The sequence below is a fragment of the Saliniramus fredricksonii genome (assembly GCF_900094735.1).
GTDB classification, from domain to species: domain Bacteria; phylum Pseudomonadota; class Alphaproteobacteria; order Rhizobiales; family Beijerinckiaceae; genus Saliniramus; species Saliniramus fredricksonii.
Map to the genome: position 1 here is coordinate 110,112 of NZ_FMBM01000001.1, position 16,597 is coordinate 126,708.

A 16,597-nucleotide genomic window follows, 5' to 3' on the forward strand; every position below is an offset into this window, starting at 1 on the left:
GGGAATGTAGACCAGTTTGACGCAAAACGCATCGCCAACGGGCGCGCTGCACTCCGTTCGCGATCATGTCACACGCCGCAAGCGCTCCTCACGCGCGCCCTGCAAGGTAATGGCGATGCCGCTGAAGACGATCGCGCCAGCGCCGAGAAAGACCCAGAGATCGGGGATCTCGCCGAAGAAAACCATGCCGTAGAGGAACGCGAAGAGCAGCGTCGCATAATAGAACGGCGCCACGAAACTCGTTTCGCGCACGCGGATCGCGGCCATGAACAGCAACTGGCCGATCACCATCAGCATCCCCGTCATCGCCATGGCGAAGAGCTGCCAGCCATCGGGCAGAATCATCACCGGGGCTGCGATCAGCAAGGTCGCGAGACTGCCCCCGGCATTGGCGATGGCGAGCACGGTCAGCGCGCCATCGCGACCGGCAAGCGCGCGGATCGCCGCGACTTCGGCGCCGATGAACAGGGCCGCGCCGAGCGCGAACAGCCCCTCCCAGCCGAAGGCGGCCCCGCTCGGGCGCATCATCACGAGCACGCCGGAAAAGCCGATCGCCGCAAAAAGCCAACGCCTCCCTGATATGCGATCACCCAGAAAAAGGGCCGCAAGCAGCATCGCCACCAGCGGATTGGCCCAGGCAATCGCCGTGACGTCCGCGAGCGGCAGATGGGCAAGCGCGGCGAACATGCAGATGACACCGCTCATGCCGAAGATCACCCGAATCGCATGGATATGCGGCACGGCGGTGCGAAAGACCGGACCGCGCGCCAGCAGGATCCAGGGCAGCAGGGTGAGGAAGCCGAAGAGGAAGCGAAAGAACGTCACCTGCTGCGGCGGCATGGCATCATCGACCTGGGCCCCTTTCGCGAAGGCGTTGGCGGCGGCGAAGAAGGCACAGGCGATCAGCGTCAGTACCGCAGCGCGCAGGGCACTTGCCGGCGCCGCGACAGTGCTGTCGCCTGACGCAGCGATAGGCGTTTTCGCATCGGAGATTCGCATGCCGGGCCGTTCCCTGCTTCACGAGGCGGATGCTAGAACGCATCAGCGCGCTGCGATAGCGCTTTTGCGGCATCCACCCGGTCACGGCGGTGAGCGCCTGCGCTCGGCTGCGCTGATTGATCCCGCCACATTGTCGCTGCAACCATGCTGCTCCATCTGCCGCAACCACGACGCAAACCTGCATGGTCCGGGAAACGACCAGAGAAGGATCGCACATGCCTGCCGCCACCGCCGACACCGCCATGCCCCAGCCTGATCGCTCACGATGCCGGGGCGGGCCGGTGCTGCCAGGCCACCTCAGCCGCATCCTCGTGCTCTGCGCTGCGCTCATGCTCGCGATGCCGCTCGCCGCCCAGGATAACGGCGATACGAACGGCGCCGCCAATGGGCCGGCGCAGCAGATTTCCCAGGCGGCGGGCCTGCCGGCGGCGTCCGTCACGCGCCACAGCATCGAGACCGATGAGGGCCCGCTGCATTTCGAGGCCCGGGCCGGCGCGCTGACGCTGCGCACGGATCGCGGGGAAGCGCGCGCCGACATCGCCTATGTCGCCTATATGCGCACCGATGACGAAGGCGAGCCCGATCGCAACCGCCCGGTGACCTTCGCCGTCAATGGCGGGCCGGGCGCGGCTTCGGCCTATCTGCATATCGGGGTGCTCGGACCCTGGCGTCTGCCGATGGGCACCGACACCATCAGCCCGTCGCAGGATATTAGCCTTGTCGACAATGCCGAGACCTGGCTCGCCTTTACCGATCTTGTCTTCGTCGATCCGGTCGGGACCGGGTTCAGCCGGCTCGCGGAGAATGATCGCGGTTCACGCGAAGAGTTCCTCTCCGTCGATGGTGATATCGAGGCGCTCGCCGATTTCGTCGCCGACTGGCTGCGCGAGCGCGGGCGCACCGCATCGCCGGTCTATTTCATCGGTGAGAGCTATGGTGGCTTTCGCGGGCCACTTCTGGCCGACAGGCTGCAGAGCGAGACGGGCATCGCGCTCTCGGGCATGACGCTCGTCTCCCCCGTGCTCGATTTCGGCTGGCGCGAGCAGCCCGCCCACGCACCCTTGCCGCATGTCGCGCTGCTGCCTTCCCTCGCCGCCGCCGCGATGGAACGCAAAGGCGGGATCGACATGGCGCGCTTGCGTGAGGCGCAAGATTACGCCGCAGGCGAATTCCTCGCCGATCTGCTGCGCGGCCCCGGCGACGATGCGGCGCTGGCGCGGATCGTCGACAATGTGCGTGAATTCACCGGGCTCGATCCGGATTTCGTGGCCCGCCATGGCGGGCGTCTCGACATGCAGGTCTTCGCCCGTGAATTCGCCCGTGAGGACCAGCGCATCGCCAGCATTTACGATACCGGCGTGACGAGCGACGATCCGTTTCCGCGGGCCGCATTCTCGCGCGCCGGCGAGCCGGTGCTCGACGCCATGACGGCGCCGCTGACCCGCGCCATGCTCGACCTTTATGCCGAGCGTCTCGACTGGCTGCCGCAACGGCGTTACATCCTGCTGAACAATGGCGTGAACCGGGCCTGGGATTTCGGCTCCGGGCGGCGCCAGCCCGAGGCGCTCACGGCGCTGGCGCGTTCCATGGCGCTCGATCCGGCCTTCGACGTACTGGTGGTGCACGGGCTGACCGATCTCGTCACGCCCTATTTCGAGACGCATCTGGTGCTGCGCCAGCTGCGCCCGTTCGGGCCGGGCGAGCGGCTGCGCGAGGCGCAGTATCCGGGCGGTCACATGTTCTACAATCGCGATGATTCGCGCGCGGCGTTCCTCGCGGATGCACGCTGGCTCTACGGCGGCGAATGACGGCGCTCAGGCGCCGGCGGCGCGCTGCACCCGGGCGATGACGTCCTTCGGATGCTCGCCCGAGCGGGCTGCAGGTGCGACACGCCATTGCTGGCCGCGCGCAAATCCTGCCAGCGTCTCCGCCGTCATCGGGCGGGCGAAGGCATAGCCTTGCAGCACGTCGCATCCCATACGCTGCAGGGCCTTGGCGTGATCCATCGTCTCGACACCCTCGGCGACGATCCCGATGCCGAGCGAGGCGCCGATATCGACGATGGAGCGTACCAGCTTGCGCTGTCGGGTCGAATCGAGGATCGGCGCGATGAATTGCCGGTCGATCTTGAGACGCGCCGGCTGCAGCTTCATCAGGCTGACGATGGAGGCGTAGCCGGTGCCGAAATCATCGATCTCGATATCAATGCCCAGTCTCTTGATGGCTTCGATATTGGCCATCGCCACCTCGTCCTCCTCATCGAGAAAGATCGATTCGACCAGTTCGAAGGCGACCACGCCCGGCGCGATATCCATTCCGCCGAGCTGCGCGATCAGCTCCTCGTCATGCAGCCGCCGGGCCGAGACATTGACCGAGAGTTTGGGAATGACGAGACCCGCCTCACGCCAGGCGGCATGATCACGCAGCCCCTGTTCGAGCACGAGGCGATCGATCGCGGTGACGACGTTGAGCTCCTCGGCCACCCGCATGAAGCGATCCGGCGCCAGCAGGCCGAGCGTGGGATGGCGCCAGCGCACCAGCGCCTCGACGCCAACGATATCGCGGCTGCGCGCATCGAATTGCGGCTGATAGAACGCCTCGAATTCGTGATTTTCCATACCGCGCAGGATGTCGTCGGCGAGTTTCTTGGTCTCGACGATTTCCGCCTGCAGTGCCTGCGTGAAGAATTCATAGCGATCACGCCCGCGCTTCTTGGCCCGGTAGAGCGCGATATCGGCATTGACGAGCAGCCGCTTGCCGATGGATTCGTCGCCGCTGACACAGCGCGCCCCGTGTGCGATGCCGATACTGACGCCGAAGCGACATTCATGCCCCTCGAAGACGACCGGGCGACGCATGGCCTCGACGATCCGCCCGGCGAGCGCCGACAGGGCAGCCTCGTCGCGATTGGTGCAAAAGACGACGAATTCGTCGCCGCCGACGCGGGCCACGAACATGTCCGCATCCGTCCGGGAACGCAGCACCTCTGCCGCATGGACCAGCATGGCATCACCGGCTGCATGGCCGAGCGTGTCGTTGATCTGCTTGAACCGGTCGAGATCGACATGGAGCAGGGCCAGCCGGGTTTCGCCGTCATTCTCGGCGCCCGCCTCCCCGGCATCGATGATCTGCGCGACCCCCGGCCCGGCCTTGCCGAGCAGGACCCGGTCGAGATAGCGGCGATTGGGCAGACCCGTCAGCGAGTCATGCAGGGCATTGTATTCGATGCGCCCCTTGGCCTGTTCAAGAGCACGAGAGCGCGCTCCGGCGAGTTCCTTGGCACGGGTGATGTCCTCGGTCAGCGCATGGTCGCGCGAGACGTTCCAGTTGACGCCCACCAGCCTGCGCAGCCCGTCGGCATCGGTCTGCATCGTCGCGATGGCGCGGATCCAGCGGACCTCACCGCTTCGCGTGATGATGCGGAATTCGGTCTCGTAGCGTCCCGTTTCCTCGATGCATTCGCGCAATTCCTCTTCGGCCCGCGCCAGATCATCGGGATGCAGGCGCTCGCGCCAGATATCGACATGGCGCGCTGCGCCCGGCACGACATCGTAGAGCTCGTGCATGCGCGCATCCCAGATCAGCTCGCCGGTGTGCAGATCGAGCTCCCAGATGCCGATTTCGGAAGTGGTGAGCGCCAGTTCGAGACGCTGCGAAAGCAGCCGCATCTCCTCCTCGCGATGCGCCAGCGTCTGCATATGGGCCTGCCGCTCGCCCATCAGGCGTCCGGCGAACCAGATCGGCAGGATGATGATGGCGCCCGCGATCACGATCAGAAGACGCAGCGCCCAGATATTGGCCATGTCGTGCCGCCAGCCGCCGGGCGGAGTGGCCGCGAGACGCCAGGTTCCCGTCGGCAGAATCACGTCGACGAAGACGGGGTCGCGCTCAACGACATCCGCGTCTCCGAAGAACACGTCGCCACGTGCACCGCTGCCGTCACGCCCCATGAGAGCAATGTCGAGATCGCTCGTCCACATTCCGCTCTGCCAATAGAGCTTGTCGGCATCAATGACCGCCGCAGCAATGCCCCAGAAACGCGGATCGGCCTCTTCATCGGGTATGAAGATCGGGAAGCGGCCGATGAAGCCCCGACCGCCCTGAACCAGATCGACCGGTCCGGCAAGGATCAGACGGCCCGTATCCCTCGCACGCAGGGCGGCTTCCCTCTGCGGACCGGGTTTGCTGTAATCAAGGCCCAGAGCGGCGCGGTTGCCGATGAGCGGATAGACCATGTTGACGACGAGATCGGGCGCGAGAGCGATGTTGCGCAGCTCGTTGTCGCCCCGGATCAGACTCGATGCCAGGCTTTCGAAACGCGCCTGATCGAGATCGGGCTCGCTCTCGATCACGGTGACGAGGCCGCGTACCAGCTGGACATTGGCGTTGATGCCGCCTTCGAGCTTGGCGCGCACGACGCTGACCTTGTCGAGCACCTGTGCGCGCATGCTCTGTTGGGCGAGGGTGCGGGCCTGATGCTCGGCGAAGATCCAGGCCGCCACGATGACCATGAGCGCGATGATGACGGGCAACGTCGTCGGCTGCAGCGGGCGGCTGCGCCAGGTCATTCGCTTGCCGGTTCGGGTTCGAGCCAAGGGAAACTCCGCGAAACGCCCTTTTCAGGGAAGCTTCACGCTGGGGCAAGGCCGTGAATTTCAGGTTAAAACGTCGCAGATCCGACAGATGAACCGAGAAAACCCCAAAAATACAATCGCAGGTCAAGCGACTACCGCAAATCGCCCGGTCGTTCCCCCGTCGCCCAGGCCAAAGCCGCTTCCAGGCGATCATTGCCCCAGAACATCTCGCCATCCTCGCTGAAGAAGGTCGGCGCGCCGAAGATATGGCGCGAGCGGGCCTCTTCCGTCAGCGCGCGCAGACGGGTCTTGTTGGCGTCACCGGTGGCCGCCTTCATGATCACATCCGGATCGAGGCCGCAGGTCTCCAGAATGGCGCGCACGGCGGAGGGCTCCTCGATGGAGCGGCCTTCGCCGAATTCGGTGCGATAGACGGCCCGGGTGAATTGCGGCCCCCACGGCTCGTCCGCGCCGAGGAGCGCCACCCGTGTCGCCGTCAGGCTGTTCTGGGGAAAGGGGGCGGGCCTGACCAACGGCAGGCCGATCCGGGCCGCCTCGCGCGCCATGTCGCGCCACATGTAGCGTCCCTTGGCGGGGTAGAGATTGAACGGCGAGGTGTTCCAGCCCTGCGTTGAAAAGATCGGCCCCAGCAGAAACGGGCGCCAGCGCACGACGACGCCGGCCTCGCGTGCCGCCTCCTCGATGCGCATGGCAGAGAGGTAGGAATAGGTCGAGGCGAATTCGTACCAGAATTCGATGACCGGAGCGCGCGCCATGAGGGCATCCTTCGAATCGATCTGCACAGGGTGAAGGCTAACGGCGAAACCCGCAAGCGGGTTGCGTCCTTCGCGGTTGCGTCCGGGCCGCTTGTGCTTATAAACACAGCCATCACCCCTCCCGATGTAATTCGGCGAAAACAAGTTCGAGACCGTCCATGACCGACAAGCGCGTGAAGAAAGTGGTGCTGGCCTATTCCGGCGGCCTCGACACCTCGATCATCCTGAAATGGCTGCAGACGACCTATGGCTGCGAGGTGGTGACCTTCACCGCCGATCTCGGCCAGGGCGAGGAGCTCGAGCCCGCGCGCCAGAAGGCGCTGCTGCTCGGCATCAAGGAAGAGAACATCTTCATCGAGGATCTGCGCGAGGAATTCGTGCGTGATTACGTCTTCCCGATGTTTCGCGCCAATGCGGAATACGAGGGCGTCTATCTGCTCGGCACCTCCATCGCCCGCCCGCTGATCTCGAAGAAGCAGATCGAGATCGCCGAGAAGGTCGGCGCCGATGCGGTGGCCCACGGCGCCACCGGCAAGGGCAACGACCAGGTGCGCTTCGAGCTCGCCTATTACGCGCTCAAGCCCGATGTCACGGTGATCGCGCCCTGGCGCGAATGGGACCTTCTGTCGCGCACGAAGCTGATCGAATTCGCCGAGCAGCACCAGATTCCGATCGCGAAGGACAAGCGCGGCGAGGCGCCCTTCTCGGTCGATGCCAATCTCCTGCACACCTCCTCCGAGGGCAAGGTGCTGGAAGACCCCGCCGACGAGGTGCCCGATTACGTCTATTCGCGCACGATCGGCCCTGAAGAGGCGCCCGATGAGCCGACGGTGATCACCATCGGCTTCGAGGAGGGCGATCCCGTCTCCATCGACGGCGAGAAGCTCTCCCCCGCCAGCATGCTCGAACACCTCAACCAGCTCGGCCGCGAGAACGGCATCGGGCGGCTCGATCTGGTCGAGAACCGCTTCGTCGGCATGAAGAGCCGGGGCATGTACGAGACGCCCGGCGGCACCATCCTGATCACGGCGCATCGCGCCATCGAATCGATCACCCTCGATCGCGGCGCGGCGCATCTCAAGGATGAGCTGATGCCGCGCTATGCGGAGCTGATCTATAACGGCTTCTGGTTCTCCCCCGAGCGCGAATTGCTGCAGGGCCTGATCGACAAGAGCCAGGAATTCGTCACCGGCGAGGTCCGCCTCAAGCTCTACAAGGGCAACGTCATCGTCATCGGCCGCACCAGCCCGTTCTCGCTCTACGATCAGGATCTGGTGACCTTCGAGGAAGGCGCCGTCGCCTATGACCACCGCGATGCGGAGGGCTTCATCAAGCTCAATGCCCTGCGCCTGCGCACGCTCGCACAGCGCAAGAAGCGGTTGGGTGGCTGACGCGGCTGCGCCGAGATGCCGTGACTGCGGCCAAGGACTGCGCCTTCGAAGATGGGCGGCGGGGTCTCAGGTGAGCCCGCCGGTCTTTTCCTGCGATTCGAGCGGGCCGGTATGAGCCTTCAGGCCGGAATCGATGAGCCGGGACCAGACGGATTCCGCGTCATCGGCGAAGCTGAACAGGTCGAGATCGGTCGGCGCGATCATGCCGTGCTCGGCCAGCACCTCGAGATTGACCACGGCCCGCCAATAGGCCTCGTCGAAGAGCACGATCGGCAGGCGCGGCGCCTTGCCCGTCTGCACGAGGGTGAGCAGCTCGAACAACTCGTCGAGCGTGCCGAATCCGCCGGGGAAGATCACCAGCGCATTGGCCCGCATGGCCAGATGCATCTTGCGGATCGCGAAATAGTGGAAGCGGAAGGTCAGTTCCGGCGTGGCCCAGGGATTGGGCTCCTGCTCGCGCGGCAGGGTGATGTTGAAGCCGATCGAGGGCGCACCGGCCTCGTGCGCGCCCTGATTGGCCGCACCCATGATGCCGTGTCCGCCACCGGTGGCGATGACGTTGTCGCGCGTTTGAGCCGCCGTATGCAGGGCTCCGCCACGCTGCGAGGCGATACGGCCGAATTCGCGCGCCTGGGCATGCCAGTACGGCTGGCGACCGGGCCCGTCGGGCCGCACACGGGCACTGCCGAAGACCACGATGGTGGAACGCACCCCCCATTCCCGCAAGAGCTGCTCGGCCTTGGCGTATTCCAGCATGAAGCGCACGCCGCGCATGGAATCGCCGAGCAGGAAATCCTCGTCCAGCGCAGCGAGGCGGTAGGAGGGCGAGGCGATATGGGCCTCGTTCTGGGGATCGGGACCGCCGGAATCGTCTTGCGCCGAAGTCTTTTCAGCCATGGCATTTCCTCCGATTCGTCTTCACGATGGTGGCACGAACGAGTTGCGAAAGGCTTGTCGAATCGCGCAATCGGGAACCCTCCCGGCTTGCGCGGGGTTTTGCATCGGCTACGCTTCGAATCGGATCAATTGCGAGCGGCAGGGATGAAGGGGGTCGCGTGACGCCGAAACGGGGGCTGATCATCGCCAAACGCGCGGGATTCCTCGCCGCGATCTGGCTGATCCTGACGGGCGCCGATCCGGGCGGGCTCGCCATCGGTGGCGTCGCGGTCGCGGCGGCGACGGGGCTGAGTCTCGCGCTGATGCCGCCGCGCGCCGGTTTGGCCTTGTGGCCGCTCGCGATAATGCTGCCAGGCTTCCTCTGGCGCTCGCTGTTGGGCGGTGTCGATGTGGCGCGGCGGGTCTTCGATCCGCGCATGCCGCTCATGCCGGGCTGGAAGATCGTGCGCACGCGCCTGCCGGATGGCGGCAAGGTGGCGCTCGGGGGTGAATTCAGCCTGATGCCGGGCACCCTCGTCGCCGGCGCGAAGGGTGACCGGCTGCTCGTTCACATGCTCGACATCCGGCAGGATATCGCCGGCCAGATCGCGCACGAGGAGGCGGCCTTCGAACGAGTCCTGCGCGACGAGGCGAAGCAGCGGGAGGCGCCGTGAGCAGCTGGTATCTCCTCCTCGCCACCGGCATGCTCCTGACCATCGGCGGCGCGCTGTGGCGCGTCTGGCGCGGGCCGGATCAGACGGACCGGATGATGGCGGCGCAACTCGTCGGCAGCGGCGGCGTCGCGACCATTCTGCTGCTCGCCGCCGCGACGCAGGAATGGGCCATGCTTGATGTCGCCCTCGTCTTCGCCCTGCTCGCGGCGCTCGCGGCCATCGCCTTCGTCAAGAGCGTACGCGGTTCGGGGCGCGGCGATCCGGAGGATGATGCGCGACCGGACGCGGCACAAGCTGACGAGGCGCCTTGATGAGCGATCTCTTCACCATCGTGATGACGGCGGCGGGGCTGATCTTCTTTGCAGCCGGGACGCTCGGCCTGATCCGCTTCCCCGATACCCATAGCCGCCTGCACGCCCTGACCAAGGCCGACAATCTCGGCCTCGGCCTGATCGCGCTGGGCCTGACCGTGCAGGCGCCGGGGGGCGCCGACCTGTTCAAGCTGGTGCTGATCTGGGCCCTCGCCATCCTCGCCGCCGGCGCGACGGCGCAGCTCGTCGCCCGCGTCGCGGCACCGGCGGATCTGGGGGAGGAGCCGCGATCGCCCCCGGATGCGACCGGTGACGGGGAGACGCGCCGGACATGATCGCCTCGCTTTTCGATCTGACCCTGTGCCTGCTCATCCTCGCCGTCGCCGGCGCGGCAGTTTTCGGACGCGCGGCCTTCATGGCGGTCGTTTTCTTCATCGTCTACGGCATCCTCATCGCCATCGCCTGGTTGCGGCTGGGCGCCATCGACGTGGCGCTGGCCGAAGCCGCGATCGGAGCGGGGCTGACCGGGGTGCTGCTGCTCGCGGCGCTGTCGCGGATCATGCGCAACATCGATGCGCCGGAACCCGCGCCCGTCCTGGAGGGCAAGACGATCGCCACCGGACTGGCGAGCCTCGTCGTGGCGGCCCTTGTCGCGCACGCCTTCCTCACCCTGCCCGAACCACAGGGCCTGCAACGAAGCGTCACGGAGAATCTCGCCGATGCGGGGGCGGAAAACCCTGTCACGGCGGTGCTTTTGAATTTCCGCGGCTGGGACACGCTTCTGGAGAGCATCGTGCTGCTCGCGGCGTTGCTGGGTGTCTGGACGCTGGCGCGCGATGAAGCCTGGGGCGGGCGGGCCGGGATGCGGCATGTGACGCGACCGGGCGGCGTTCTGGCCCAGTTCGGGCGCATCCTCCCGCCGATCGGGCTGCTGGTCGGGATCTATCTCGTCTGGGCCGGCAGCAAACAACCCGGTGGCGCCTTCCAGGGCGGGACGGTGCTTGCAGCCGTGTGGATCGTCACCATCATGGCCGGGCTGATGCAGGCTCCGCGCGTGGCGGATCGCGCCCTGCGCGCCGCGCTCGTGATCGGCCCCCTGATCTTTCTGGCGCTCGCCGTGGCTGGCGTGTTTGCGGGTGCCTTCCTCGTCTTCCCGCCCGCCCATGCCGGCTGGCTGATCCTCGCCGTCGAGGCGGTGCTGACGCTCTCCATCGCGGCAACGCTCGCCATGCTGATCTTCGGCCCGCCGCAAGGGGAGGAGGGGCCGTGATCGTGCCATCCGCTTCCCTGCTCTACGGCCTGTGTGGCGCGGCCCTGATCGGGCTCGGGCTCTATGGTTTCGTGGCGCATCGCCGCCTGATCCGGCGGGTGCTCGCCTTCAACGTGATCGGCTCGGGCATCTTCCTGCTCTTCGGCGCGAGCGCCTATCGCGATCCGGCGGCGGGGGCCGATCCGGTGCCGCAGGCGATGATCATCACCGGCATCGTCGTGGCGCTCGCAGCCACCGCGCTGGCGCTCGCGCTGATCGTCGCCCATGCGCGGCTCGCGCAGAGCGGGGCGCTGCCCGAGGACGAGACGGATGAAGACGGCAGCGAGGACGCGCCGTGACCGATTCCGCATTTGCGCCTGCGATGGCCCTCGCGCTGATCCTCGCCGCGCCGCTTTTCGGCGCCCTCGCCGCCATGGTGATGGGCCGGCGCGGCGCCGGGATCGCGCTGGCCACGATGGCCGCCACGGGTATCGGCATCGTGACCCTGCTCGTCATCATTGCCGGTGAAGGGGCCTTCACCCTCGCCATCGGCGGCTGGGAGGCGCCGCTCGGGATTCAGTTGCGCGCCGACGGGCTTGCCGCCGGCTTCGTCACCACGACGGCGCTGGTGATGGGTGCCATCCTCGCTGTGGCCGGCAAACCCTTCGGAGCGGGCGCGATTGAGCGGCGTGGCGCCTATACCTTCTGGCCGCTGGCGCTGCTGCTCTGGGGGGCGCTGAACGCGATCTTCCTCTCGGGCGATCTGTTCAATCTCTATGTGGGGCTCGAACTCCTGACGCTGGTGGCCGTGGCGCTGGTGGGGATCGAGGGCAAGCGCGAGACGCTGGCTGCGGCGTTGCGCTACATGATGTTCGCGCTGATGGGCTCGCTGCTCTATCTGCTCGGTGCAGCTTTGCTCTACGCCGCCCACGGCACCCTCGACATCGCGCTGCTCGCCACCCGTGTGGGAAGCGCGCCGGGCGATATCGTCGCCGCGGCGGCGATCACCGCCGGGCTTGCGGCCAAGACGGCCCTGTTTCCCTTCCATTCCTGGCTGCCGCCAGCCCATTCCGGCGCCCCGGCACCGGCGAGCGCCATGCTCTCGGGGCTCGTGCCGAAGGCGTCCTTCTACATCCTGCTGCGCTTCTGGTTCGAGGCTGCGCCGGATATCGCCGGCACCGGCGTGCTGATGCTTTTGGGCGGGCTCGGGGCGCTCGCCATGATCTACGGCTCGCTGCTGGCGCTGCATCAGGACCGGCTGAAGCTGATCATCGCCTATTCGACCGTGGCGCAGCTCGGCTACCTGTTCTTCGTCTTCCCGCTGGCCGGCGGCACCTCGGCGGCCCAGCCCTGGGCGGCGGGGGCCTGGAGCGGAGCGATCTTCCATGCGCTCTCGCATGCCATGGCCAAGGCGTCGATGTTCCTGTGCGCCGGGCTCGTCATCGAGGCGGTCGGGCATGACCGGCTGCCGGGCATGAAGGGGATCGTGCGCACCCTGCCGATGACGGTCTTCGCCTTCGCGCTCGCGGCCATCACGCTGATGGGCCTGCCGCCGAGCGGGGGCTTCACGGCGAAATATCTGATGATGACGGCCGCCTTTGCCGCCGGCCAGCCCTTCTGGGCGCTGATGCTGATCGTCGCCGGCCTGCTCGCGGCTTCCTATCTCTATCGTCCCCTCGCCCTCGCCTTCGCCCTGCCCGACGCGGATGCAAAGGTGCCCGGAGCCGTCTCGCGGGCGCGCCAGGCGGCCCCGCTCGCCCTCGCACTTGCCGCCATCCTGCTCGGCATTCTCTCAGCCGCACCCTTCGCCTTCATCCAGATCGGGCGTCCCGGCGCGGCCGTGGAGGGATTGGAATGACGGCGTTGCTCCCCGTCCTGATCCTCATCACCTCCCTGATTCCGGCGATCGCGACCTTCTTCATCGCGCAGGAGAATGCCGGCTGGCGCAACGGGCTCAATCTCGGCGGTGCACTGGTCAAGCTCGGCCTGATCGTCTTCATGCTGAGCGAGGTGGCCGGCGGTGCGCTCTACGAGGCGCGGCTGGAATTCGTGCCGGGGCTGTATCTGCTCTTGCGCGTCGATGCGCTGTCTTTGCTCTTCGTCACGCTTTCCGCCGTTCTCTGGCTTCTGACCACGATCTACGCCATCGCCTATTTCGGCCCCAAACCCGATCTCTCGCGCTTCTTCGGCTTCTTCAGCCTGTGCGTCTTCGCCACGACGGGGATCGCGCTGTCGGGCACGCTCGTCACCTTCTTCATCTTCTATGAGCTTCTGACGCTGAGCACCTGGCCCCTCGTCGTGCACAAGCAGGACGAGAAATCGATCGCCGCCGGGCGCTCATATCTGTTCTACGCCTTGCCGGCGAGCGGGGTGCTGCTGATCGCGATTATCTGGCTGGAGAGCGCCACCGGGCCGATCGAATTCGCCCGCGCGGCGGATCTGCGGCTTCTGGATGATACAAGCCTGCGGATCATCTTCGCGCTCTTCGTGGTCGGGCTCGGAGTGAAGGCGGCACTGGTGCCGCTGCATGGCTGGCTACCGTCGGCCATGGCCGCGCCGGCGCCGGTGAGTGCGCTCCTGCACGCCGTCGCCGTGGTCAAGGCCGGCGCGTTCGGCTTCGTGCGCGTCATCTACGACGTGTTCGGGATCGGCCTCGTGACGGAACTCGGCGTCGGCCTGCCGCTGGCGATATTGGCTTCGGTCACCATCATCTTCGGCTCGTTGCGCGCCCTGCAGCAGAGGGAGATCAAGAAGCGGCTGGCCTATTCCACCGTCAGCCAGGTCTCCTACATCATCCTCGGCATGGCGCTGGCCGGCCCCTATGCGGCGATCGGGGGGCTCGCCCATCTGGTGCATCAGGGGCTGATGAAGATCACCCTGTTCTTCTGCGCCGGCATTTTCGACGAGCGCGCCGGCATCAAGCGCATCGATGAGCTGAACGGTGTCGGCGCGCGCATGCCCTTCACCGCGGTGTGTTTCTCGCTCGGGGCGCTCGGCATGATCGGATTGCCGCCGCTGGCGGGCTTCGTCAGCAAGATCTATATCGGCATCGGCGGCATCCAGTCCGGCGCACCCTGGGTGATCGGGGTGCTCGCGGCCTCGACGCTCCTGAACGCGGCCTATTTCCTGCCCCTGCTCTACCGGATCTGGTTCGGCGAGGCGCAGGATGACAGCCGCCCCGGCGAGCGCCCGCTCGGCATCATCGCGCCGGCGGTGATCACCGGGATCGCGGCCATTGCCGTCGGCCTGTTCGCCGGCTGGGATCTCAGCCCGCTGGCCTGGGCCACCCTCATCGTGGAACGGGATTATTGGCCATGATGATACCCGAAACCGCCGTGATCCCGTTCTGGCCGCAGGGCCCGGTCTGGCCCATGCTGATCCTGATCTGGCCGCTTCTGGTCGGCGCGCTCGCGGGCCTTCCGGGCCTGCGCGAAAAACCCCTGCGGCTGCTGCCGCTGGCGCCGCTCCCCGCCCTTCTGCTCGCGCTCGCGCGCCCTGCCGACGGGACGACGCTGGCGCCGGACGTGCTGCTCGGCGTTGTCCTGAAGACCGATACGCTTGGCCTGACATTGCTCGGCATGACGGCGGCGATCTGGCTTGCGGCGGGGCTCTATGCGCTCGCCTACATGAAGGCGCCGCGCAAACCCGCCGTCTTCACCGGCTTCTGGTGCCTGACGCTGACGGGCAATCTCGGCGTCTTCCTCGCCGCCGATGCGGTGACCTTCTACGTCTCTTTCGCCGCCGTCTCCCTCGCCTCGTATTTCCTGGTGGTGCATGACGGCACGGCGAAGGCCCTGCGCGCGGCGCGGATCTATATTGCGCTCGCGATCTTCGGCGAAGCCATGCTGCTGACCGGCTTCGTCATTGCCGTATCCGGCGCCGACAGTCTCCTGATCTCTGATCTGCGCGCGACGCTCGGTGCGCCTGCCGGCGAGGACACGCTGCGCCCCGTCACACAGGGGCTGGCCATCACGCTGATCATCATCGGTTTCGGCCTCAAGGCGGGTATGATGCCGCTGCATCTGTGGCTGCCGCTGGCCCATCCGGCAGCGCCGACACCGGCTTCCGCCGTGCTTTCAGGCGCCATCGTCAAGGCCGGCATTATCGGCCTGATCCGGTTCATCCCCGAAGGCGCGGTCGAGACCGGGACCCTGCTCATGATCATCGGCCTCACGAGCGCCTATCTGGCGGTGCTGCTGGGGCTCACGCAGCAGAATCTCAAGGCCGTGCTGGCCTATTCCACGGTGAGCCAGATGGGGCTCGTCATCGCCGTGATCGGCGCTGGCATCACCGCTTCCGATCCGCAGGCGCTCGCCTCTGCGGGCTTCTATGCCATGCATCACGGCTTCGCCAAGGCGGCGCTCTTTCTCAGCGTCGGCCTGCTCGCGGTAACGCGCGGCGGCGTGCGGCGCGTGCTTCTGGCCGGCATCGCCGTCATCTGCGCCTCGGTGGCGGGATTGCCCGGAACAGGCGGGGCTCTGGCCAAGATGGCGGTGAAGCCGGCTTTCGAGGGGTTCACGCTCTGGCTGGTCACCGCATCGGGGATCGGCACCAGCCTGATCCTTTTGCGCTATCTCGTGCTCGGCGCGCGCGTGGAAGCGGATGCGGCGCGCCCACCGGCGCTGATGGCGGGGCCTGTCATCGTCATGGGGCTGTGTGCGCTGCTCCTGCCCTGGCTGACCTGGAGCGCCTTCGATCCGCGCCCGCTCGGTTATCTCGCCGGTGCGGGCGCGATCATCGACGGGATCTGGCCGATTCTCGTGGCGCTCGCGATTACCGCGCTCGCGCTCAGTCCCCCGCTCGCCGGGCGGATCCCCTCACCGGCTGTCCCGGAGGGCGATATCGCCGTGCCACTGGAGCGCGGGGCGATCCGGGTGATCCGGGCCGTGAGCGAGATGGAACCGCCGGTGCCGCAGGCGCATGAATGGCGCCGCGTCCTGCGCATCATCGCCCCGGCGGAGGCGCTGGAGCGCCTCCTCCTGCCCTGGCGGGTGGCGGGCCTGGTCATCCTCATGCTGATCATCGCGGTGGCGCTGATCAGCCTGTGAGTGCGATCAGCCCTCGTAGACCGGGCGGAAAGTCAGGTGATCCTCGACACCGCGCACGCCGGAGACCTCCTCCGCGATGAGGGTGATGGCGCGGCGCTCGGATTCGGCATCGATGAAGCCCCACAGATGCGCGACACCATCCTGCACGATGACATTGGTGAAGGCCCCCCAGGGATGCTTGCGCAACTCCTTCGTGATCGCGTCGCTGAGCGCGCGGTCATCAGCCGTGATCGACGCCTGCTGCGGCTTCGCCACGGCCAGACCACGCAGCAGGTTGGCCCTGGAGATCAGACCGACGAGCTTGCCATCGGTCAGAACCGGGACCCGCTTGATGCGGTTCTTCTCGAGCAGCCGCGCGATATCCGCGAGCGGGGTATCCTCGCTGACCGACAGCACCTTGCGTGACATCACGTCCTGCGCCGTACGCCCGTGGCTGCGGGTGTAATTCTCGGCGGTATCGGGGGCATCCCCGAGCAGACGCAGCCACCAGGAACGCTTGGGCGGCGCATCACCGACAGCGCCGACATGGCTCATCAGATCACCCTCGCTGACCATCCCGACGACCTTCTCCTGCGCATCGACCACGGGAACGCCGCTGATCCGTTGAGAATAAAGCAATTGCGCGATGTCCTGCACGGCCGTATCCGGCTTTACGGTGACGACTTCGCTGGTCATGACGTCCTTGGCGGTGAGCATGAT

At 66.7% G+C, this 16,597-nt stretch carries 15 protein-coding genes; 10 read left to right on the plus strand and 5 right to left on the minus strand.

Going from position 1 to position 16,597, the window contains the following annotated elements:
* Positions 1-63: 63 nt before the first annotated feature.
* Positions 64-999, minus strand: a complete 936-nt coding sequence (locus GA0071312_RS00490; RefSeq protein ID WP_083204174.1) for a DMT family transporter — start codon at positions 997-999, stop codon at positions 64-66.
* A gap of 215 nt (positions 1,000-1,214) precedes the next feature.
* Here GA0071312_RS00490 and GA0071312_RS00495 point away from each other — a divergent pair, with 215 nt between their 5' ends.
* Positions 1,215-2,807: a S10 family peptidase gene (locus GA0071312_RS00495; RefSeq protein ID WP_165603927.1), complete on the plus strand. Its 1,593-nt coding sequence runs from the start codon at positions 1,215-1,217 to the stop codon at positions 2,805-2,807.
* A 6-nt stretch (positions 2,808-2,813) separates the two neighbouring features.
* On the opposite strand, the gene GA0071312_RS00500 is transcribed toward GA0071312_RS00495, so the two are convergent.
* Together GA0071312_RS00500 and GA0071312_RS00505 are read right to left on the minus strand one after the other, a co-directional pair.
* Complete coding sequence (locus GA0071312_RS00500; RefSeq protein ID WP_338056779.1) at positions 2,814-5,594, minus strand: bifunctional diguanylate cyclase/phosphodiesterase; 2,781 nt, start codon at positions 5,592-5,594, stop codon at positions 2,814-2,816.
* Positions 5,595-5,725: 131 nt separating this feature from the next.
* The gene (locus GA0071312_RS00505; protein WP_074444073.1) at positions 5,726-6,349 is read right to left on the minus strand and encodes a 2-hydroxychromene-2-carboxylate isomerase; all 624 of its coding nucleotides are present in this window, start codon (positions 6,347-6,349) and stop codon (positions 5,726-5,728) included.
* A 158-nt stretch (positions 6,350-6,507) separates the two neighbouring features.
* Here GA0071312_RS00505 and GA0071312_RS00510 point away from each other — a divergent pair, with 158 nt between their 5' ends.
* Entirely contained in the window at positions 6,508-7,740 is a 1,233-nt protein-coding gene (locus GA0071312_RS00510) for an argininosuccinate synthase (protein ID WP_074443179.1), read from the plus strand.
* A 66-nt stretch (positions 7,741-7,806) separates the two neighbouring features.
* Here the strand turns inward: GA0071312_RS00510 and GA0071312_RS00515 are convergent, their stop codons facing one another.
* On the minus strand, positions 7,807-8,637 hold the full coding sequence (locus GA0071312_RS00515) for an LOG family protein (protein WP_074443180.1): 831 nt from the start codon (positions 8,635-8,637) through the stop codon (positions 7,807-7,809).
* Positions 8,638-8,795: 158 nt separating this feature from the next.
* Here GA0071312_RS00515 and GA0071312_RS00520 point away from each other — a divergent pair, with 158 nt between their 5' ends.
* From GA0071312_RS00520 to GA0071312_RS00555, 8 genes are read left to right on the plus strand one after another with little or no spacing between them, the layout of a single operon-like run.
* The gene (locus GA0071312_RS00520) at positions 8,796-9,290 is read left to right on the plus strand and encodes a Na+/H+ antiporter subunit E (RefSeq protein WP_074443181.1); all 495 of its coding nucleotides are present in this window, start codon (positions 8,796-8,798) and stop codon (positions 9,288-9,290) included.
* Entirely contained in the window at positions 9,287-9,601 is a 315-nt protein-coding gene (locus tag GA0071312_RS00525) for an MrpF/PhaF family protein (protein WP_083204177.1), read from the plus strand. The genes GA0071312_RS00520 and GA0071312_RS00525 overlap by 4 nt, the downstream gene beginning before the upstream one ends.
* Complete coding sequence (locus GA0071312_RS00530) at positions 9,601-9,936, plus strand: cation:proton antiporter (protein ID WP_074444074.1); 336 nt, start codon at positions 9,601-9,603, stop codon at positions 9,934-9,936. Before GA0071312_RS00525 ends, GA0071312_RS00530 begins: the two co-directional genes overlap by 1 nt.
* The gene (gene mbhE, locus GA0071312_RS00535) at positions 9,933-10,871 is read left to right on the plus strand and encodes a hydrogen gas-evolving membrane-bound hydrogenase subunit E (RefSeq protein ID WP_074443183.1); all 939 of its coding nucleotides are present in this window, start codon (positions 9,933-9,935) and stop codon (positions 10,869-10,871) included. The genes GA0071312_RS00530 and mbhE overlap by 4 nt, the downstream gene beginning before the upstream one ends.
* Entirely contained in the window at positions 10,868-11,209 is a 342-nt protein-coding gene (locus tag GA0071312_RS00540) for an NADH-quinone oxidoreductase subunit K (protein WP_074443184.1), read from the plus strand. Before mbhE ends, GA0071312_RS00540 begins: the two co-directional genes overlap by 4 nt.
* A complete protein-coding gene (locus GA0071312_RS00545; protein ID WP_131817662.1) occupies positions 11,206-12,708 on the plus strand; it encodes a complex I subunit 5 family protein in 1,503 nt (500 codons plus the stop codon). The genes GA0071312_RS00540 and GA0071312_RS00545 overlap by 4 nt, the downstream gene beginning before the upstream one ends.
* Entirely contained in the window at positions 12,705-14,168 is a 1,464-nt protein-coding gene (locus tag GA0071312_RS00550; protein WP_074443186.1) for a proton-conducting transporter transmembrane domain-containing protein, read from the plus strand. The genes GA0071312_RS00545 and GA0071312_RS00550 overlap by 4 nt, the downstream gene beginning before the upstream one ends.
* On the plus strand, positions 14,165-15,898 hold the full coding sequence (locus GA0071312_RS00555) for a complex I subunit 5 family protein (RefSeq protein WP_083204179.1): 1,734 nt from the start codon (positions 14,165-14,167) through the stop codon (positions 15,896-15,898). The genes GA0071312_RS00550 and GA0071312_RS00555 overlap by 4 nt, the downstream gene beginning before the upstream one ends.
* A 6-nt stretch (positions 15,899-15,904) precedes the next feature.
* Here the strand turns inward: GA0071312_RS00555 and GA0071312_RS00560 are convergent, their stop codons facing one another.
* The gene (locus GA0071312_RS00560; RefSeq protein ID WP_074443187.1) at positions 15,905-16,594 is read right to left on the minus strand and encodes a CBS domain-containing protein; all 690 of its coding nucleotides are present in this window, start codon (positions 16,592-16,594) and stop codon (positions 15,905-15,907) included.
* Positions 16,595-16,597 lie beyond the last annotated feature (3 nt).